Here is a 19,814-nt window from a genome sequence, read left to right on the forward strand (position 1 = left end):
GATGTTTAAGTTTTAACTGATTTCCCGTTCCCTGATCTTTACCGCCGGGTTGCCCTGGTAGATGCCGTACGCCTCCATGTTTTTTGTAGCGATAGAACCGCTGGTTAATACCGCGTGCGATGCTACCGTCACGCCCGGATTTACCATAGCCCCGGCGCAGATCCACACGCCGTCTTCCAAAATTATGCCTTTGGTTATCAAATCAAAGGATGTTTTTTGGTAATTGTGGCTGCCCGTTAACAGCACAGCCCCCTGCGACAGGCAAACATGCGCGCCGATATGGATGAGCACTAAACTATCTATCCATACATTTTCACCTATCCAACTTTCATCGCCGATATGCAGGTTCCATGGATATTTGATGTTTACGCAAGGCTTAATAGTTACATTTTTACCCACCTTGGCACTAAACAGCTTCAGCAAAAATGCTTTGAACGCACTTGAGGGTATAATGCTTGTTTTAAAGAATATGGCGTTACAGTAGTACCACAAAATGCGTTTTAAAACGTTGCCGCCCGGATGATAAGGATAATTATTATAAGTTGAAAGGTCAGTTCTGAACATCAGCGCCGGTAAGCTTATCATTACGTTTGATCCAAATATACAGGCTAAACGCTATAATAATGTAAAGAAGTATATTAAAAATGGTATGGTGATCAACTATCCGGTTTGCCTTTTTCGACCAGAAGATGGCCAGTAAAACAAAACGAATCACGTTTAAAAATTCGATAACTAAAATGCCTGAAATGAGAAATACCAATTTTGACCGCAACGGAGACGGATAGGCCAGCACAAATGCCGAAAAGAAGCTGACCAACCCTAAGCCGAGACAACTGTATACAATAGCCAGTGTCCCTTTACCCGCAACCAGTAACTCGGAATTATTATCAATAGCAGCGTAACCAAGCCACTTCAGGATCATGACACTGCAATCCAATAAAACCTGTCTCAAAGCCGCAATATAATTCAGGTGTTCGGCTAAAAAGGCGTTATAATTTCCGCCGGGATTAGTAATGCCGAAAAAGAAAATATTAAAGCTATAAAAAATGGCAAACAGCAATACAAACAACAGCACGAACCGTATCGCCGGGTTATTTAAAAAAGCACGTTGTTTCATTGTTTTTTGCTCTCCTTTTGTAACTCATAAATTTTTGCATCAATCAAAAACCTGAACCAAAATCCTTGTAAAAAATGGAATACCAGCCCGGTTTTTCCATCTAAAAAACCCAATTTTATAAAGTATCTTATGGTAAAATAAATTACAGGCCTTACAAATAAAGGAAACGACTCATATCGGTTTTTCATATACCGGCGCCGCTCCATAGGGTTGCCAAATAAACGTGGATGTACCAGCTTGCCGTTATCATCAACAACCTTGGTGTTTTGCTGTTCAACAAGGTATTGTGCCTCCAGCGTTGCCCAATGATTATGCCGGGCAATGAAACTGGTAAGCGAATCGGTTATTACATCGATGATATCAGTTTTAAGTACCTGCGTTTTACCGGTAACTTTAAAATGCTGATCATACAATTTTTCTTCGCAATGCCCGAAGCCGCGCCTGAACAGGTTGGCGTGGTATGTTGGATAGTGGCCGCCATGTTTGATCCATTTGCCCATAAATAGGGTACGCCTGCTGATCAGGAAACCATTTGTTTCAGCATCTATGGGCTTGGAGAAAATATCGTTAAGCTGGGCGGCAAGCTCTGGTGTTACCCGGTGATCAGCATCCAGGTTAAGTACCCAGGTACCTGTTAAAGGCAGGTTATTCAAAGCCCAGTTACGCTGGGCTGCATAATTTTCAAATGGATGGCTGAAGACGTTTTGTGTATACCTTTGGCAAATGGCCAGTGTGGTATCCGTTGAACCTGAATCAACAATATAGATATTGGCTTTTAGCGCCGCCGCGCTTTGCAGGCAGTCGCCAATGTTCTTTTCCTCATTAAAAGTTAAGATAATAATATCCAGGCTCTCGCTCACTTGAGTTTGGCTTTAATGATCATGCTCATCCAAAAATAAGGGAACCTGCCGCAGCCCCTGAATGCTGTTACCTCAAATCCATGTTCATTGAGGATTTGTGTCAGCGTTTTAACCGACCAAAATTTGATATGTCCGCCCTGCCACAAAGGGCTGATATGATTATCCCATTTATTTAAAATACTCAAAAACAGGTTTTTTAAATAACCATGATAAGGCGTTGAGATGATGAGCTCACCTTTTGATTCGCTTAAAACATCCCGGCAAAGGCGTATAAACGCGTAGGGGTCGTACAAATGCTCAATAACCTCAGTTGATATAATGGTATTAAACTGTATAGCTCTTAATGGCTCCGGTACCCCTTCAACCGAAAGATCATGAACGAAAAACCTGCCGGGATTTATTTTATCGGCAATAGCAATGCCTGGTTTGGATGCATCGATACCATAAGCATTAAATCCCCTTGCCAATAAATAATTTACCAGGTGACCATTGCCGCAGCCAAGGTCGAGAATGCTGGTGTTGTTATCCTTATTTAATAACGACATAAGCGGTTTCTCGAGCTCCTTAAATACATGGCAAGGGCTTGCATCGGGATAATCGTAATCTTTATAAGCGCTCATGCGATGGTTATTTGCGGATCCACATTTTTATATTTTTTCATTAAGACAGTTCTTTCAAAATCATATCGATCGGTTGCGTAATTCAAATCTCTTTTAAAATTTTAGAATTTAACAATGCCTTATGAATGAGCAGCATGCTGATATAGCTCCAGAAGATGGTATTGAACAGGAACTCAAAACTGATGCCGCGCCACATGATCTGAAACAGGCCCGAAAATATAAGTGCTGTGCCTAATATATATCCCCCAAAAAGTTTTTCGGCTTTAACAGCTATTAGCTGTGCGAGGGCGCCGTAAGCGAAAAGGAAAATAAAGATCCCCCAATCACCTCCTGAAAGATACGCATCAACGATGTAGGCGGGTTTGGCTGATACGGAAGAGTTACGGTTAACCACCCCGGCATCATAAACGCGCTGCATGATCATGGCTTCGGTAATTGGCTTGGAGGGCCAGAAAATCCGCGGCACCAACGCAATAGCCGATTGTTTAACAATATCCAATCCATAAAAATCCACATTTTTAGGTGTCGACTGCACAAAGCGGGTAAACATATCGATCTCGCTTAAGCGATATACTAAAAAATCCCAGTTAGTTTCGTCAACATCGCTGTTATCACTATTTAATGCTGCGTCAAGGGCCAGTTGTGAGGCTTCGTCGCTATCTGCATCTCCATTCCATGCATTGGCCCGGAAAATATGGTTATATGTTGGTAAAACCGTAAATAATAAAACAATGATAGGGACAAAAGTGATGGTTACTAATTTTTTATAGGTAGGATATAGGAAGATCCCTAAAACCAGTACGCTGATAATAATGGGTTCTTTAAACCCCGATGTAAGCGCCTGGTAAAAATTAAAGGCATATAGTAAAAGGCAGATGAGCGTATTGGCCCCTTTTTTTAGTGGTATGGCAAAGGCCAGCGCCAATGTACCGGCAATAAAGCTCAATGAGCTAAACTGGTAATAAAATTGGGAAAGGCCTGGTATCTTAAGAAATAACAGCGAAAGCGGAAAACTGATAATTGCCGACGTCATGAGCAGATTTGCCAGCCTTTCGGTTTCGACGTAGTATTTTTTAGTTACCGGATAATTCATGAAAATAAGTATGCCCATCACAAATGAAGCATGCCCAAGGCAGTAATAGCGCTGGCATTGGGCAATTAAGCCCAGAGTGTCTTTATCCTTTAACGTGTGAATAAACACGTGCTTGAAATTTTCATAGCCGAGGGTATTCATAAAATAAAAGATGGATGTGCTGCACATGTACCCCGCAAAAATTATCTGGATAATAAATAAGGGCCTCATCAATTGTTCGGCCATGGGGCGGTCGTTTGGGATTGGACGTACCCAACCGGTAAGCGTAATCAGGAATATAAAAAATGAACCACCCCATGAAATAAAATAGGATAACACACTATCACTTTTACATGCCAGCGCCAGCAGCCATGGTATAAACAACACAATATACCGTTCTATCGATTTGCTGTTCTGCATTTACTAACTAATGTTGTGTTATTTATAAATTGGCCTTAGTTTTTTGTCAGTTCTCAATAAATGGAGAAAGAAACCTCACTCATGACTTCCGACAGGTGCTATTGACTTAATACCAATTGTTCTATCGCTTCAACCTGTTTGACAAAGCCCCAACCTTCAATAATTTCCCTGGACTGTTGCCCCATTGTAAATAAAGCGGTTTTATCATAGAGTAGCAATGTTTTTAGCTTGCTTTTTAGATCAACCCCGTCGTTCGCTTTAAAGATCAGTCCGTTTTCATAATCCTTTACCAGATCGGTGCCCGCGCCCACTTTGCTTGATATAAGTATGGCCTTGCTACAGGCCATAGCTTCGTTTATGGCCAGCCCCCAGGTTTCACCGGGGCCTTTTGAAGGGAGGCAAAAAATGTCACATGCCTGATAAACCACCGGCATATAAAGCTGGTTTTGGAAATCAATAAAGTGGATGTTTTTATGCCGGCTTGCTTTATTTTTCAGTTCTATCTCCAAAATACCATTTCCTGCAAATAGCAGATGGGTGCCCGGCTGTGTTACGTCGATAAATGCTTCAAGCAGCGACAGCGGGTTTTTCTTATACTCAAACTTGCCTGCAAAAAGCAGGAGTTTTTCATCATCAGCTATTCCTAACTGTTTGCGAAGGGTAAGGGCTTCATTGGTCCTGTCTTCGGCAAAGCGATCATTATCTACAGCATGCGGTGCAAAAAATAACTGCGTTTCTTTTAAACCGCATTTTTTAAAATAAGCCTTATTGTTTGACCCTGCATATAGTGCACAATCAATATGGCGGTAAATCCGCTTTAAAAACAGGCTTCGCAATACGGATTTGATACCGCCTTTATCATCAAGTAAAGTTGAATCGCCCCGGAAAATAACAGGTACCCTGCCTTTAAAATATTTGAGGATTTTGAGATGGCTTTTGTAAAACCAGCCGTACACCATAATAACATCGGGCTGCCAGTTATTTATTTGACTGATAAGATCGGGATTATCAATTCCTTTTGAATGATGCGAGCCGGGATCGGTCGAAATGTTTTTTACCCACTCATAAGGATAACCCTCAAGGAGCGGAAGGTTCCAAGTGATAGTTTTACCAAAGCCTGGATCAAATTTTTGCAAACCGCCTTCGCCCCAGGTATAAAATACCATGACGTTTATTTTTTGCCGTTCATACAGGAGCTTAAATACCGGTGCATAATACTGTATGGGGTGAGTGATAACTACAGCCAAATTTTTCATTCAGATGGTCTCGCCCATTATATTAAAACTTTTTGCATTTTGAAGGCGATGGTTTATCAGTTCAATGTCTCTGCAGTAAATAGTATTGTATGCACCAAATGTATCTAACCCGGTTAAAACGCGTTTAAAAGGGGCATAGGCAACCGCCCTAAAACCTTTTGATAGTAACAACTTGTGAATATCCTGATCGCTAAAACCGTACCGGCCGCCGCTACCGTTAAGCTCAATGATGATTGCCTTTAGCAGAGGCGAATCAAGGGTAGATCCCATTCCTTTAAGCACTTCGGTCTCAAAACCTTCCACGTCTATCTTGATAAGAGCGGGTTTGTATGTTTCCAATAATGAATCAATAGTGATTATAGGTACGATAACAGTGTTTTTGCCTTTCTCATCTTTAGTAATAACATGGTTTCCGGTATCTTCATCGGCCGAAAATCTGATCTCGCCCGCTGTTGCGCCGGCGCCGGCATTAATAAGCTTTACTTTGCTCTGCAAATAATTAAGCCCGATATTGCTGTTTAAAATATCAAAAGTTGCTTTAACAGGTTCAAGTGTAACACTATTAGCTTTGGCTATGCCGGAAGCCAACAGCGTATATGAACCCACATTCGCGCCAATGTCAAAAAAGATATCTTCCGGCTTTAAAAAATGAAGCAGAAAGGCCATATCATTAAATTCATGTAAACCGGTGTATATATTACCGGTAATACCCCTCAGCCCCTTGGTTGCATAAAACTTAACATCACCAACAAAAGGTTTTATAATGAACTTCGACCTTGAAAGCCTTGACTGTACCTGCCACCAGGCAAACCGCCATAAGGCTTTTGCCGGATGTTTTTTCCCAAAGGATGTTTTAAAATAAAGCCGACAGTTCGTTTAATGGCGTTCATAAATAATTCTATCAAATAACCGGCACTGCGCCAACGTCATTTCAAGTGCCGAATATTTTTCGATGGCATCAGCATTATATTCAACAGTCTGGAAATTACCCTTAATTAATTGCTCAAAAAATATAAATAAGTTTTCGGAGGTAACGTCATCATAGTTGTAAACATGTTCTACACCGTACTGCTGCATAATAGGTATAGCAGAGCTTGCGGCATTAAATACGGCCAAAACCGGCCTTTTTGTGAGCAGGTATGGGAATATTTTTGATGCTGTGTATTTAGGATCATCTGACCCAGGTATAAAAAGAGCGTCGGCCTGCTGCAATGTGAGCAAAGCTTGATAGTAGCTGATGCGGTCGATAATTTCAACAAGATGTTCTTCCATATCATATTGTTTTGCCAGGGGAAGGATAGTAGCGATCCCTTGCCCGGCGGGGGCATAACTGGTACCGATGAAGTGGAGTTTGATTTTGTCAAACCGCTCTTTATTGGTATTCAATCCGGTTCTTAATGCGTCGAACACCGGGCTAATGGCCTTGTGAAGGTCCTTCCCTCCGCGGCCGATATATACCACATTGATAAAGCCGTCATTAAGCAACCCTGCAAAATTTTTTTGGTTAGTTTTAGCTATTTGCAGATCGGGCTCAAATGCCCCGAAGGTTATGGTAGCGGTCGGAACTTTTTGAATTACCGGGTAACGTAATTTGAGCTGATCAATGTAACCGGCAGATACACTGATAATCCCGGACGCATTTTTTATGGCGATGGGTTCCAGGTATTTATTTAAACGGTAAGCGAACCAATATTTTGGCGGCCTATCGCTTTTAGGTTTGTTGATATAATAATCGGAATGCCAGGGGTCCTGCATATCAATGACGTAGGGAACCCCGAATCGCTTTTTCCAGTAAGCACCCAACGTACAAACCGGGAACTGTGTGGTTGAGAAATAAATAAGATCAAATTTGTTGTCCTTCAGCAGGCAGTTAACCGTTTTGCGGTAATACCATAACGAGCGGATGGCAATACTGCCCAACCCAACTTTTGAAGTGAGTGCCTTGCGGAATGCTTTCACTTTGTGAACTTTAATGCCCGGAGGGAGACTTTGCAACAACAATTCGTCTTTTGCCAGGTCGGCATACTGGGCATCAATGGTCACCACTTCGGCATCCCAGCCGCAGGCTGCAAAATAAGGAAGGCTCATCCTCACGCGCTGCATATCTGCCGCGTTTACCGGCGGGAAGTATGGCGAAATAATGAGCAGCTTTTTATTCAATTGTTATACTTTTTGAACAAGACTTAAAAAAGTACGGCTTTCGGTTTCCCAGTTTAATGCTGTTTGGCCAAGCTGGTAGTTTTGTAAACGGGTTTGGTATAAAATATCCGGGTTTTGGAGGTAAAAGCTGATACAATCCGTTAGTGATTGCAGGTTGCTTTTTTGGTATAGTTTTCCTGTACCCGGATATTGCTCCATAAATAAGGCTTGCGCCTGCGTATCGCTCACTATCATTGCCAGTCCACATTGTATGTAGGTAAAAATTTTATTGGTAAGGCAGATATCCCTGTTTAAAGGAATGCCTGTTTCGGTGGCTATGCCAATATCAAACTGGTTCGCGAAATCGAAAATCTCGCCCGCTCCAATGGGCTCATGAAACCACAACTGGTCTGCATTTAATTTAAGTTCTTTGGCAAGGTTCAACAATGCATATCTGTAAGTTTCATTGCTGCTGCCTAACAAGTGTAACCGAACATGCCCATTTGTAGCAGCTATTGCTTTAATTACATCTTCCAATCCTCGTTCGGGGCCTACTGTTTGCGAAAACCAAAACAGTTTTAATGGTTCGTGAGCTTTATAATTAGGGCTGATTTGCAGCGCTGTTTTAGGAAACACGTTGTTTATTACAACAGGCTTTAAATAGCGGTATTGGCGTTGATAAAATTCTGCAATGAGCGGACTGGCGGCAGTAAAATAATCAACATAGGGAAAGTATTTTTCTTCAATGTATTTATTGAGTTTGTAACCTTCATTATGAGTTGATGCAAACTGTCCCGAATGCAAATCTTCCGCATCGTAACCAACTTTTACGTTGTAATGTTTTGCTGCCTGTATGGCTGCGGGCAAGGCGCCGAGGTTATGGGCGATATAAAGATCTGTTTTTATTTTTTTAGCTTTAGACAATGCTTCGGTATGTGTGCGGCTGATAGCGTTCTCAGGTATATCGAAATGCCGGGTATATTTAAACAGCAGCGTACTTAACTTTTGGCGAATGCGGGTTTTAAGGTAAGTTGCTTTTTGTATCACCGGATCACCACCGCAATAAATGTACATACCGGGATATTTGCCTGTTAAAGCTTCATCGGTTTTTTGGGCCCATTGCTGGTAAAAACAGCAGATCACTTTAACACTATAACCAAGCTTGTGCAAAGTTTCGGCTTCCTTCACGAGGCGAGGGTTAGTAGTTGGCTGGCCGGTAGTTATAAAAGTAACGTTCTTCAATCTTTGTCCCGTGCCAGTTGGTATAATTCTTCGTATTGTTTGGCCAGTACACCGGCACTAAATTTTTGTTCCGCTATCTTCCGGCAGCTGGCCCTGCTGATTGAGTCAATGCTGTTAATCGCCGTTATCATGTCGGCCTCCATATCGCACACAAAACCGTTTAATCCGTTAGTTACTATCTCCGGTATTGCGCCGCGATTAAAACCGATAACGGGTGTACCGCAGGCCAGTGCTTCGGCCATTACAATACCAAAGGGCTCATCCCAGGTTACCGGCATCAGGAAAGCTTTTGAGTTACGAAGCAAGTCATTTTTCTGACGGTTATTGACCGGGCCTATGTACTTGATCTGCTCGCCATCAATATGGGGTTTTACCTGTTCATTAAAATATTGCTGGTGTATTGGCTCATTGGGTACATTGCCTGCTATTACCAGTTTTTGATTTGTTTTTTTGCCGTGTGTATGGCAATAGCTGTCCCTTTTTCATGTTGGATCCGGCCTAAAAAAGCGAGCGGGGCATCATCGGGAACACCTGCATTAAAATCGTAGTCGTTTAAATCCACCCCGTTATAAATGGTAGTTACATCAGCAAACGCATTGATTTGATTGGCTATGTAATTGCTGCAAGCGGTAAATTTCAATGTGTTTTTATGAGCGATACTTACCGCCTTTTTTACCTGCGATACGGTAGGGGGCAACTGATAGGATACGATTTTTGGGATTCGGCTTAACATTAGCAACGCAATATTGCTCATGCGACCGAAGGTATGTACAATATCAAAATGCTGAAAAGCAATTTTTGACGTAAGCCGGTTAATTTTCAGCAGATCTTTAACGCCATAATGAGCCGATTCACGGTAACCGATGAGTTTACAGCCCGGCTGCGAATGTTCATTGGCATACAGGGTAATATCGTGGCCTTTTTTTAAGTTCCTGGATCAGCATAAAAGCAATGCGTTCGATGCCGCCGTATTGCTCGGGAGGCACCGGGATCAGCGGATTTACTATAATGGCTATTTTCAATTTGTTGGGTACAACAGCTTATCGGTAAGCTTAGGTGCCAAAAAGGGCCTTCTTTATTTTTTTAGCGATGACGGAATGGCGTGGTCGTTCAAGACCCTTTGCTGCCCGTTGATTCTTAATTTATTCCTTTTTTCTTTATTGTTGAGCAGTTCAGTAGTTTTTTGTACCAATTCATCAACCGTGCGGTAAACGTTAATTTCGTTATCGGTATCATAAAGCTGCTCAATGCCTTCGCAATATTCGGTAAGGTAGCAGGCGCCAAGCATTGGCGCTTCTATATCCCGCAAGCGTGAGTAGGTTAGTGGTTTATTATGTGTACGTTTAAAAGTTGGCACCCGGTTAATCCCCAAAGTAACCATGCTGCTTTGAGTGATGTTGATATACTCGTCAAAATCTGGTCTTGGAAATATATGATCGTCGCCAACCGGGACTACAGTAAATTTGGTCAGTTGCTGAAGCCCTTTGATTGCTAAGCCGGAAAAGCCCTGCTGTTTTACGAAGTTAACCTGATTAATAAGTTTTTGATAAGCAGAACCAGGAACAAATACCGGACCTGCACTCTGTGCTAACCAGCCGGCTCCACGAACGCTTACCGGCAGACCTTTTTGAATGACCTGGCCCAACAGGTTTTCCCTCAGGATGTCTTTTGAACCGATAAATGATACCCCCGGTATTTCATGAAGCGGGGTGCGACACCTTAATTGGGGTTCAACCCACATCGGCATCGGTAAGTTGATATGTTTGACCCTTGCCTTCCTGTAGAGAGGTAAAGCCTCATACTCGGGTACCCAGATCAGATCAAAGATCCTGAACTTTGCCGGTACTGTTTTAAATTCCCGCACGCTATCGCAATAAAAATTAACACACGGAATGCCCATTTTCCTGATTTGTTCTATTGCTTTTGCAAGTATTTGTTTGGGATACAAGTAGCTTAAAAAAATGTCGATATTTTGCCGGTTGGCTTTGATGTAATTGAGGGTTGCCTGCCAGCTCCGTTCCTGCCAGTTTTGCAACGCAACCGAACCTTCGTCATACACTAATCCTTCCGCCCAGTCAACCTCCGGTACTTCAATATAGCTCATCTCCGCCTCAATAATACCATTTTTAATATAATGCTGCCAAAAACGATATGAAGGTACAGGATGTGGTCTGCTTACTTTATCCTGTAAAAATGAAAGCAGTATGCGCATGGATAAACTATTAGCCAAATAAGGCTTTAAATTTTTGTGTTAATTTCCAGCCGATAAGCCGGTTTAGCATCTTTGTGTAACCACCTGCCGGATATTTAGCTTTTGAACCGCCTAACTCATTAATGCGTTGTTGGGCTTTGTTTATAATATCAGGATAGTAGGGATAATATGCATAAACAAAGTTTTGCAGGCAATCGGCAACGGCGGTTCTTACTCTTGGGCTATTTTCATGCTGAAGCATGTATGTTGTACCTTCATAAATAGAGGTAAAAGCCGACTTAATTCCTCGCCTGGAAGTTAACGCTGACAACGAATTGCTGATACCGCTCCGGTAGTACAACACCGCGTTTTGAGCAAAGCGAATTTCGTTTGCGTGCAATAGCGCGCGTGTAATAAATTCGAAATCATTTACAAGGCTTAACCGCTCGTCCCATAAGCCCGATTTTTCAAGCACGGCCCTTGGGATTAGCCATAAGGCGCATTGCATCATAGCTTGTTTGCCATCCATGGACGATACCAACCAGTCAATGGGTTTACAATCCTCCCTGATGAGATCTTCATTTACTTTAAAGGTGCTAATGTCATCGTTGTAAAAACGGCCCCAGGCTGCTGAGGCTACTACATCATCGTTATCTCCAATCCGTTTAACCTGTTCTGCAATATAACCGGGCGAGATAACATCATCGGCATCCATAAACTTGATAAACCTGCCTTTTGAAAAACTGAAGGCTTTATTTGCAGCCGCACACTGCCCGCTGTTTTCCTGGTGGTAAATGCCGATGCGGGGATCTGTAAGTTGCCTAAGTACAATGGATGTATCATCTGTAGAACCATCGTTAACAATAATGAGCTCCCAATTGGCGTAGGTTTGCTCGGCTATGGACCGAATGGCTTCTGCAATATATTTGCCCGCGTTATATGCCGGCATGCAAACAGAAACTAAAGGATTACTTTTTTCCACTCTGAAGTAAGATAAGGCAGTTTGGCCTTAAAAATATAATGACGGACAATATCGGGCCTGCTTAAATCGGGCTTGTCATCGTAAAAAATGCTGTATGATTTTTCATCAAGTGCTGCAGCGTTTTGATGATGTAGCATATAGCTCATCAGCGTTTGCTCAACCTGTGCCGGGCCCGCCTGGGGGTAATGCTGTAACAACAGTTTAGCTTTTTCTTCAAGATCGGCATAGTCAACCTTGTCATTATTATAAGCAACAATGCCGCCGTTAACACTTTTTATACAATTGATACCGTATTTATCCCTAAGTGTATCCTCACTGTCCACAAAATATGAGCTTGCCAGCTGCTCTTTCATATAAACTGCTGTTTTGCGTTGATATGCTTCAATAATTTGATTGGGTTTACCAAAAAAGATCATATCGCTATCCATGTGAATTGCCCAGGATGGTGAGGTATGAATATCAATCAACCGGCGGAAAAAGGGGTGCCAGTTACGCAAATGCCGTAACGTTGGAAATGTATGTTGTGGTAAAACAAGGTTGAGATGTTGTAATACCTGTTGCTCGGATATGGTTTCAATACCTGGCAATACCTGGTTTATAAAACCGATTTGCTCGTCGGTAAGTGTTCCGTCTGAGTATAACCTGATCCCTATCTCGCCATCCGAAAAGTGGGCAAGTGTATAAGCACAAAAAATGGTTTGGTGCCAGTATTTTGCCCCGGTAAGGAAGCTTACATTCAGGATTTTGTGTTTTGACAGATTAAGCGGCGGTAACTTTAAGGCAGCTTTTTTCATTTGCTGCTCGCCCCGCCGCATGTTCAGCCAACCCTTTAGCCCAAAATGACCGATATGATACCTTATAGAAAAGGTTGGTTTAAAAAAATACTTGTATGCTATTTTACCTAATGACACAGGCTATAAAAAATGTTTCCAGGCTTGTTTAAAATAACCTTCTTTTGAAAGGTCGACATAGTGATGAAGAATGCCTGTTTTGTTTTTTATCTGATCCGGGCCGGGGTTAACAATATAATCTCCGGCTTTTAAAACAGCAGCATCAGTGTCGGCTATCATCATGGCCGATAACGCCTGCTCTAAATAATAAGAAGTTCCTTCCTGCTCCTCCAGTGTTTTAACCCAGTTTTCCAGCTTGTCCCAATCAATAGCTTCACTTTTTAAACCGATAGCCCCCACATTAAGCAACGGTTTTACAGGTGCTCCGGCCAGTTGTTCCATTAATTGCCGAGAATATCCATAAGCTTCTGTACAATCAATCATGTGCAAAGGTTGTTGCGGGGCGTAAAGCCAGGTAATTATCTCTCTGGGGTCGTGCCAAAAAGCATGTCCGAATCCAGTACCAGTTTCCAGTCATCGCCTGGGATGGTGTGCACATCGGTTAGTTTTTTAATGTGAGGATATACTGCTCTTTTTTATGCAGGTACGGATAACGTGCTTCGGGCAACGTGTTTTGCAGGTTTTCACTGATTTGCTCCACTGTAATTACCTGTGCGCCGGGCAGCTGTTTTGCTACCCTCTCCATCAGTGCAGCATTAAAGCTGCCGTCATCAACCAATATGAATTTAAATTGCGCAGCAGTTGACTTAATTAACGATTGGATGCAGTAAAGCGTTTGGTACAGGTAGTTTTTACCTGTTAAAAAGTAAATCGGCAACCCATTAGTATGTGAAACTACCGGGGGCAACTCAAGCGAACGCTGTTCCATCTCCCTACGCCCGTTCATTATGTTTCGGTAATTGAAATAGCCACCAAAACGCCTGAATTTTTGTAATTGTGAACGCGGATTGCGGTATAAAAAATTAATGACTTGTTGTAACAAGGAAAGCTATAAATTAAACAAAGAGTCGCGCCAGAATAAATGTCGGACGTTTGCAGTATAATGCCTGCCCACGATGCCTTTTTTTCATAGGCTTAATCTGTTGGCTATCCTGGTGATCGTTTTTTATAATCTTTGTTGTCCAGGGTATTCCAATTGATGAACTTGCTATATGAGCAAAAATAGTTTGTTCGGTAAAATAATGCACATAGTTACTTACGTGAAACAATAATTCCTCCAGCCGAAAGTCTTCGCAAATTCTGGGCCCATAAATAATTAATAAGCCCGAACTGAAGGTATAAGTATCATAGAGGTTATTACCGTAGAAATTCAAAACGCGGTCATCATAAGTTGAGTGTCCCTCCTGGCTTCCGCCGCAAACAAACCCGTTATGTTGGGGAATATGTTTTTTAAAATCCTCGTAAAAAAGTATGTCACTGTCTATCCATATTACAGGTTGGATCTCGGCCTGGTGAAGTATCACAGCCAATTTTTTGCCAAGCACATGGCTCTCGGAATAGTTTAAAAGATTGATCCTGTTTTTGCCCTGATGATATACCGCGCTTTGTTGCCAGTGGTTAACAATAAGCTCACCCGGCCAAAACTTAAATTTACTTTTGATTTCTTCCGGAGATAACGATCCGTCGGATGCGATGATCAGTTTAGGAATCTCTTCCCAGTGTTTTGCAATAGAATAAACGGCCAGGCACGTCATATCTATGATGCTTTTGCCGGTCATCATAAGTACAGTGTAAGCCGATGATGCTTTGGGCTGCCTTATAGCAAGGGGCTTATATTTAAGTAAGCTCCTGTAAAGTAAAGGTAAACGATAAGCCAGCGAATTGCTTATTTTATTGAGCATGGTTGTTCTTTATAAGGCCGTCATACATACCGCATGCGCCCTGCCATTTTATATATGCCGCAGCATTTTTCCATGCTTTGTAGGTAAACCAGGCTTTAGCTTTCCGTAATGCAGCCCCCGATTTTGTGATTTGTTGCCATGGGTTTATATCGTGGCTTTGCAGTAGCTGCACCCATGATTTATTGGTATTGTTAAGCAAACGTGCAAGGTAACCTGCGTGCATACGTTGAGCAGGAATAATATGTTGTAGTATGAGCTGAGGGAAATAACCAACCTGCCAGCCGCCTTTAAGGATCTCGAGCACAATATCGTTATCGCCGCCGGAGCTTAAGGAGTTACCCAACCTGTCGCTGATGTTGTTTTTGCCCTGTGTTATTTTTTCCAAATAGGATGATAGCGCTTCGCGTTTTATAGCCATCCCTGCGCCTATGGGTGCAGCTATTGGATATTGATTATTCCATGCCGCTGTTAAGGGGGTATCGCCAAGGTCGCGCAGGGCCAGGCTTCCGTAAAACTCCCACAGCCATTCGGGAGGGTTAGTTTCAAACAATGGGATTGATCTACCACCTATAGCGCCCATTTTGGGATTTTGGCCAAATATACTAAGGGCTTTTTCAAGATAGCCGCCTTCAATCATATTATCATCATCAACCATTACTATAATATCGCCCGTTGATTCATTGAAACCCTTAAGCCGGGCATAGGTTAAACCTTGCTTTGTTTCATCTATAATTTGAACGGCAGGGTGCCAGCTTAAATTAAGCTGCTGCCGGAAATTGTTAGATGAATTATTGTCGATAATGATTAACTCCCATTGGTTGGCAGGCAGTGATTGGCTTTTTAAGGCCGAAAGCGTTTGCTGTAATCTTGCTGTATCCGGGTTATAAGTAGGGATGATTACGCTTAATTTAGCCATTATATAAGATATCGGCAGGTAAAGGTTCGTTAATTAAAGCCAATTGTTCTATTACAGCCGCCTCAACAGTGCAAGGTAAAATCATTTGCATGCACTTTTTATCGTAATGGCAGGTATTATGTAACCAGCATGGTGAGCATTCAACCGCAGAATATACATTTTTAAAACTGATATACCCCGATTGGTCTGGCCTTTCGCGCCCACCATATATGATTACCGACCGGCAGTCGACTGAGCGTGCCAAATGCATCATAAACCCTACATGCGATACCAAAAGGGCGGCATTACTTAATATAGCGGCTGTTTGCCGGATCGTAGTTTTCCCGCGTAGATCGATAACGTTTTTTAAAGGTGCATCTGTTTGAGAGCCTAACTGGATGAATTTATGGGTTTGACAAAGCAGATCAACAACTTGTTGATATTTTTTAACGTCCCATTCTTTGTTACCCATTGGGAACAATGCTGCTGAGCCGGATGTTGTTACTACGATATGGTTTTTTGCCCACTGCGCGGCTTCCCGTTCATTAGCCGTTAAAACTAAAACAGGCTTAAGATCTATTTTACCTTTAAGCTGTAAATCGTCGGCCATTTTTAAAATGATATGCTTTTCGGGTATTTCGTCGCCGTCGGTTTCGGGGTGATAAACTGTGTATTTGGGAAAAACAGTTTTTACGTTGAAGGCTTTAAGAAGCATACCCGATAATAATGCCCCAAAAGGTAAAATAAGTTTGATATCCGGATTATGCTCAAAGAGTTGTTGTTGGTTACTTTTTACCCAGATATTTTTATGTCTGCGCCCGTAGAGCTCCCGGCTTAATACAGTGAGCAGCAGGTTATCGCCCAGTGATTCGCCAAAAGCAATGATATAGGATGGTATACCGTATTTATAAAAGTAAAGTAAGGTTGATTTTATAGTTTTAATTCGGTTTATTATCATCTCACTTTTTCAGGCTCCAGTACATCATTCTTAAAAAGGTTTTAAACCTGAATGGAATGCTCAGCCCGTTTAAACCAGTTATGTAGTATAAAATGTTGAGCCAGGCAAAAGTTATACTTTGTTTTTCCTTCACCAGCCACAGGCAGCAGTAAATTGATTGCTGCAAACATGTGGCTGTATCATTGATATTGCCGAGGGCTTTATGTGTTGACAGAAACTTATAATGATAACTGAAAAAACGATAATCATAACTTGATGAGCTTAAACCCGCCTCGCCAAAACGCGCGATATCCAGATTGATGTATCGGGTTTTAAATACTGGGTTGCAAAAAGCTTTCAATGTTAAATGGTAGTCAGCAGCCACCTTAAACTTTATGTTGTATTTCCCGGTGTAATTAAATATCCCGCGTTTATAAAAAATGCCCTGGTGATGGATGCCGCGTGATAATACTTTATTAATAGTATCATCCGCATATTTTGTTTTTGATGTTGCACCTGTTACATTACCATATATAAGATCGGCTGGTTCATTTTGGATGGCCTGATAAACCTGATCCAAGACTGCGGAGCTGTTGAAAGTATCATCGCCCCCCATAAAGTAAAGCCATTGACCGCTCGCCATATCAATTCCTTTGTTCATGGCATCATAAATGCCCTTGTCGGGTTCAGAAATGAACTGGATACTAACCTTACCTGTTTTTTAAAATTACTGATGATATACTGTGTATCATCATTTGAACCACCATCAACCAAAACCAGTTCGTAGTTTTTAAAAGCCTGGCAATTGATGCTATCTAATGTCTGCTGTAAGGTGCCCTCACAGTTATACAACGGCATGACGATGGAAAAAAATGGCTTCAATTGAGGTTTGATGTTAACACCTTGTCCGCTTCATTTACCCAGGTATCCAAGCCCTGCGGGTTCCAGTGTGTGTCACTGCGGTAGAATAGATTGCGCTTCTCGGCTTTGAAAGTTTTGTATAGTGGTATTACAGGAAGATCAGTTTTTTGCTCAACTCTTTCTAACAGATGATTATAGGGCATCCGTTTATCGTCATAGATTGAAACCGCATTTGGGATCACTGAAAGGAAAACCTTTTTAAAGCCAATAGCCCGATAATAATCGCGTGCAATATCCAGTTTGCGGACTATAGAATCTAAAGCGGCCCTAGTTTTAGGCCTAAATGCTGACTGTAAACTGGCGGTATCGACGGTAGTATTATAAAAAAGCCTTTTTTATCAGTACTCTCCGTTACCTCTTTGGCTACGCGATTAAAAAGTTTATAGTTGAGTGATGCTTTGACCTCTTTGAAAGAGGTTGCCAGTTTATTATCAAAAAGAATTAGTTCAAGATTGCGGCTTAGTGCCTTATTAAAGATGATATTGCCTACCCGTTCAAAAATAGATGCTGCCGGCGGTTGGTTACCCAACCGGGGGCATTACTAAAATTCAGGCCATTTTTAATTTCATTACTTGTCCACCTTGTTTCATCTGTTTTGCTGATATCATAGGTGACCAGGTTACGCTCGGCAAATTCCATTATGAGATAGTTTTGTTTGGTACTATCCAGTTTAATTGGACCGAAGGCAAAACGACGATCAAGGAAAATTACATTATCAAATGCATCAAAAGCGCCGTAAAGTATTTTATCTGCCAAAAAGCTGTCGCCTATAATATATAATACCCTATTGGTGTTTTGCCTGCCGGGTTTGGGGTTGTAGTGTTTAAAAAGTTCGAGTTCAAATTTGTATTGAGGCAGATTTGACATGCCGTAAAGATCGCCATAGCGCCACTTGTCCGAATAGGAAAAAAGGCTTTGTACCAGTTGGTTTCCTTTGTTGTTTTGGAATAAATGTGGCTGAAATATTTGTCAAAATATAATTTATTGATGAATGACCGGTTCATGGAACTAAGCAGCAACCCAACACTAATGAGCAATATGAATAAACTGGTAACCTTACGCATTAAAACTGGAAATAAATAAACTGAGCTTCGTTAAAGATCCCTAAAAAGTAACAGGCAAGGATAAGCCCGCCTATGATGACCGCCTTTGTTGTGTTTGAATAATCTTTCGCTTTTCGCAAATAACGTTCGCCTAAAAGCAGCATAATGATAATAAAGGCACAATACCAAAGTTCAGGGACAGACATCAAGTTACCGGCCGAATAGGTAAATCCTTTACCGGTCAATATTTTACTCAAAATATAAAAAGCATCGGATACTGTAGCTGCCCTGAAAAACACCCAGGCAAGAGAAACCAGGTTAAAAGTGAAAAGCCATTTCAGGAAGGTAAAGCCTTTGATCCCGATACCGTACTTGTTGAATAACTGGTAAGCAACGAGTAGCAAACCATGAATCAGGCCCCAAACAAGATATTTCCAGTTGGCGCCATGCCACAGGCCGCTTATCATAAATACAATAAGCAGGTTAATGCAGGTTACCCGGAAATTAATCTTGCTGCCCCCCAACGGGATATACAAATAATCACGAAACCAGGTGGAAAGGGAGATATGCCAGCGTTTCCAAAAATCAGAAACATTGGAGGCGAGATAGGGCAAGTTAAAATTCTGCATTAGCTCGATACCCAAAACGAGGGCCGTGCCAACCGCGATATCCGAATACCCGCTAAAGTCGCAATAGATCTGGAATGCAAAAAAATAGGTAGCTACGAGCAGTTCAAGTGCCGAATGACCATGCGGATTATTGAAAACAGGGTCGACGTAAAGGCCCAGTCTATCGGCAATCACCACTTTTTTAAATAGGCCCATCGCCATAAAAAATAAACCAGTTATCAAGTTGCTGCTTCGGAAATTGTTGACCCGGTGTAATTGGGGTAAAATATGCTGGGGCCGTTCAATTGGGCCTGCTACCATTTGCGGGTAAAACATTACATACAAGGCATAAAGGCCAAAATGACGCTCGGCGGGCTGATTGCCCCGGTAAACCTCAATGGTATAACTCATAGCCTGGAATGTATGGAACGATAAGCCAATGGGCAATATAAAATCAAGCAATGGCAATTGCGGGCCATGGAATGTGTCAGATAGCAAATTCACGTTAGCGGCCAAAAAGTTGAAATATTTATAAAAGGCCAGTACACCAATATTGGTGATCAGGCTAAAAATGAGATAAAACCTGCGGGTTTTGCCTGTAGCTTTTTCTATCAGGATACCAGCACAATAATCAACAATAATGGTAAACAGAATGATGAGGATGTATACCGGCTTAAAGTACATGTAAAAATAGCTGCTTGCGGCTAAAAGCCACATCCATCTTAATTTATGTGGCAGCAGGTAATATGTAATGGTTACAATTACAAAAAATACAAGGAACAACAGGGAGTTAAAAAGCATTTAAAAAAGCAGATATAT

The 19,814-nt window shown here is 41.8% G+C and carries 25 protein-coding genes; all 25 read right to left on the minus strand.

What is annotated here, in order from left to right:
* Nucleotides 1-12: 12 nt before the first annotated feature.
* Nucleotides 13-585 carry a putative colanic acid biosynthesis acetyltransferase gene (locus ACRQ5D_RS12965; RefSeq protein ID WP_223266184.1) on the minus strand — a complete coding sequence of 191 codons (573 nt, stop codon included), beginning with the start codon at nucleotides 583-585 and terminating at the stop codon, nucleotides 13-15.
* On the minus strand, nucleotides 551-1,117 hold the full coding sequence (gene xrtY, locus ACRQ5D_RS12970) for an exosortase Y (protein WP_091174034.1): 567 nt from the start codon (nucleotides 1,115-1,117) through the stop codon (nucleotides 551-553). Before xrtY ends, ACRQ5D_RS12965 begins: the two co-directional genes overlap by 35 nt.
* A complete protein-coding gene (locus tag ACRQ5D_RS12975; protein WP_091174031.1) occupies nucleotides 1,114-1,977 on the minus strand; it encodes a glycosyltransferase family 2 protein in 864 nt (287 codons plus the stop codon). The genes xrtY and ACRQ5D_RS12975 overlap by 4 nt, the downstream gene beginning before the upstream one ends.
* Nucleotides 1,974-2,597, minus strand: a complete 624-nt coding sequence (locus tag ACRQ5D_RS12980; protein WP_091174026.1) for a class I SAM-dependent methyltransferase — start codon at nucleotides 2,595-2,597, stop codon at nucleotides 1,974-1,976. Before ACRQ5D_RS12980 ends, ACRQ5D_RS12975 begins: the two co-directional genes overlap by 4 nt.
* Before the next feature lie 82 nt (nucleotides 2,598-2,679).
* Nucleotides 2,680-4,089: an exosortase Y-associated Wzy-like protein gene (locus ACRQ5D_RS12985; RefSeq protein WP_091174023.1), complete on the minus strand. Its 1,410-nt coding sequence runs from the start codon at nucleotides 4,087-4,089 to the stop codon at nucleotides 2,680-2,682.
* 98 nt (nucleotides 4,090-4,187) lie between these two features.
* Complete coding sequence (locus ACRQ5D_RS12990) at nucleotides 4,188-5,345, minus strand: glycosyltransferase family 4 protein (RefSeq protein WP_431199776.1); 1,158 nt, start codon at nucleotides 5,343-5,345, stop codon at nucleotides 4,188-4,190.
* Nucleotides 5,346-6,011: an FkbM family methyltransferase gene (locus tag ACRQ5D_RS12995; protein WP_432329157.1), complete on the minus strand. Its 666-nt coding sequence runs from the start codon at nucleotides 6,009-6,011 to the stop codon at nucleotides 5,346-5,348. It lies immediately after the preceding gene.
* Nucleotides 6,012-6,221: 210 nt separating this feature from the next.
* A complete protein-coding gene (locus tag ACRQ5D_RS13000) occupies nucleotides 6,222-7,505 on the minus strand; it encodes a glycosyltransferase (protein ID WP_431199777.1) in 1,284 nt (427 codons plus the stop codon).
* Between the two features lie 3 nt (nucleotides 7,506-7,508).
* Nucleotides 7,509-8,726 (minus strand): hypothetical protein, encoded by a 1,218-nt coding sequence (locus ACRQ5D_RS13005; protein ID WP_091174015.1) that lies wholly within the window; start codon nucleotides 8,724-8,726, stop codon nucleotides 7,509-7,511.
* Nucleotides 8,723-9,160: a glycosyltransferase gene (locus ACRQ5D_RS13010; RefSeq protein WP_431200779.1), complete on the minus strand. Its 438-nt coding sequence runs from the start codon at nucleotides 9,158-9,160 to the stop codon at nucleotides 8,723-8,725. The genes ACRQ5D_RS13005 and ACRQ5D_RS13010 overlap by 4 nt, the downstream gene beginning before the upstream one ends.
* Entirely contained in the window at nucleotides 9,154-9,636 is a 483-nt protein-coding gene (locus tag ACRQ5D_RS13015; RefSeq protein WP_431200780.1) for a glycosyltransferase, read from the minus strand. Before ACRQ5D_RS13015 ends, ACRQ5D_RS13010 begins: the two co-directional genes overlap by 7 nt.
* Complete coding sequence (locus ACRQ5D_RS13020) at nucleotides 9,617-9,748, minus strand: hypothetical protein (RefSeq protein WP_432329159.1); 132 nt, start codon at nucleotides 9,746-9,748, stop codon at nucleotides 9,617-9,619. Before ACRQ5D_RS13020 ends, ACRQ5D_RS13015 begins: the two co-directional genes overlap by 20 nt.
* Nucleotides 9,749-9,801: 53 nt before the next feature.
* Nucleotides 9,802-10,938, minus strand: a complete 1,137-nt coding sequence (locus tag ACRQ5D_RS13025) for a glycosyltransferase family protein (protein ID WP_432329161.1) — start codon at nucleotides 10,936-10,938, stop codon at nucleotides 9,802-9,804.
* A gap of 10 nt (nucleotides 10,939-10,948) precedes the next feature.
* Nucleotides 10,949-11,899, minus strand: coding sequence for a glycosyltransferase family 2 protein (locus ACRQ5D_RS13030; RefSeq protein WP_432329162.1), 951 nt, complete (start codon nucleotides 11,897-11,899; stop codon nucleotides 10,949-10,951).
* The gene (locus tag ACRQ5D_RS13035) at nucleotides 11,878-12,693 is read right to left on the minus strand and encodes a hypothetical protein (RefSeq protein WP_218134508.1); all 816 of its coding nucleotides are present in this window, start codon (nucleotides 12,691-12,693) and stop codon (nucleotides 11,878-11,880) included. The genes ACRQ5D_RS13030 and ACRQ5D_RS13035 overlap by 22 nt, the downstream gene beginning before the upstream one ends.
* A 120-nt stretch (nucleotides 12,694-12,813) precedes the next feature.
* On the minus strand, nucleotides 12,814-13,173 hold the full coding sequence (locus ACRQ5D_RS13040) for a hypothetical protein (protein WP_432329164.1): 360 nt from the start codon (nucleotides 13,171-13,173) through the stop codon (nucleotides 12,814-12,816).
* A 118-nt stretch (nucleotides 13,174-13,291) separates the two neighbouring features.
* Complete coding sequence (locus ACRQ5D_RS13045) at nucleotides 13,292-13,636, minus strand: hypothetical protein (protein WP_432329166.1); 345 nt, start codon at nucleotides 13,634-13,636, stop codon at nucleotides 13,292-13,294.
* Nucleotides 13,637-13,745: 109 nt separating this feature from the next.
* Nucleotides 13,746-14,591: a hypothetical protein gene (locus ACRQ5D_RS13050; RefSeq protein ID WP_431199782.1), complete on the minus strand. Its 846-nt coding sequence runs from the start codon at nucleotides 14,589-14,591 to the stop codon at nucleotides 13,746-13,748.
* Nucleotides 14,581-15,507 carry a glycosyltransferase gene (locus ACRQ5D_RS13055; protein ID WP_091173996.1) on the minus strand — a complete coding sequence of 309 codons (927 nt, stop codon included), beginning with the start codon at nucleotides 15,505-15,507 and terminating at the stop codon, nucleotides 14,581-14,583. Before ACRQ5D_RS13055 ends, ACRQ5D_RS13050 begins: the two co-directional genes overlap by 11 nt.
* Nucleotides 15,500-16,444, minus strand: a complete 945-nt coding sequence (locus ACRQ5D_RS13060) for a glycosyltransferase family 9 protein (RefSeq protein WP_091173992.1) — start codon at nucleotides 16,442-16,444, stop codon at nucleotides 15,500-15,502. The genes ACRQ5D_RS13055 and ACRQ5D_RS13060 overlap by 8 nt, the downstream gene beginning before the upstream one ends.
* A 1-nt stretch (nucleotide 16,445) precedes the next feature.
* Complete coding sequence (locus ACRQ5D_RS13065) at nucleotides 16,446-17,084, minus strand: glycosyltransferase (RefSeq protein WP_432329168.1); 639 nt, start codon at nucleotides 17,082-17,084, stop codon at nucleotides 16,446-16,448.
* Complete coding sequence (locus ACRQ5D_RS13070; RefSeq protein ID WP_432329169.1) at nucleotides 17,081-17,305, minus strand: glycosyltransferase family 2 protein; 225 nt, start codon at nucleotides 17,303-17,305, stop codon at nucleotides 17,081-17,083. Before ACRQ5D_RS13070 ends, ACRQ5D_RS13065 begins: the two co-directional genes overlap by 4 nt.
* Nucleotides 17,302-17,487 (minus strand): hypothetical protein, encoded by a 186-nt coding sequence (locus ACRQ5D_RS13075; protein WP_432329171.1) that lies wholly within the window; start codon nucleotides 17,485-17,487, stop codon nucleotides 17,302-17,304. Before ACRQ5D_RS13075 ends, ACRQ5D_RS13070 begins: the two co-directional genes overlap by 4 nt.
* Before the next feature lie 343 nt (nucleotides 17,488-17,830).
* Complete coding sequence (locus ACRQ5D_RS13080; protein ID WP_432329172.1) at nucleotides 17,831-18,211, minus strand: hypothetical protein; 381 nt, start codon at nucleotides 18,209-18,211, stop codon at nucleotides 17,831-17,833.
* A 196-nt stretch (nucleotides 18,212-18,407) separates the two neighbouring features.
* Nucleotides 18,408-19,796 carry an MBOAT family O-acyltransferase gene (locus ACRQ5D_RS13085; RefSeq protein ID WP_091173984.1) on the minus strand — a complete coding sequence of 463 codons (1,389 nt, stop codon included), beginning with the start codon at nucleotides 19,794-19,796 and terminating at the stop codon, nucleotides 18,408-18,410.
* Nucleotides 19,797-19,814 lie beyond the last annotated feature (18 nt).

The organism is Mucilaginibacter sp. P25 (genome assembly GCF_050859465.1).
In the GTDB taxonomy this organism is placed as follows: Bacteria; Bacteroidota; Bacteroidia; order Sphingobacteriales; family Sphingobacteriaceae; genus Mucilaginibacter; species Mucilaginibacter gossypii.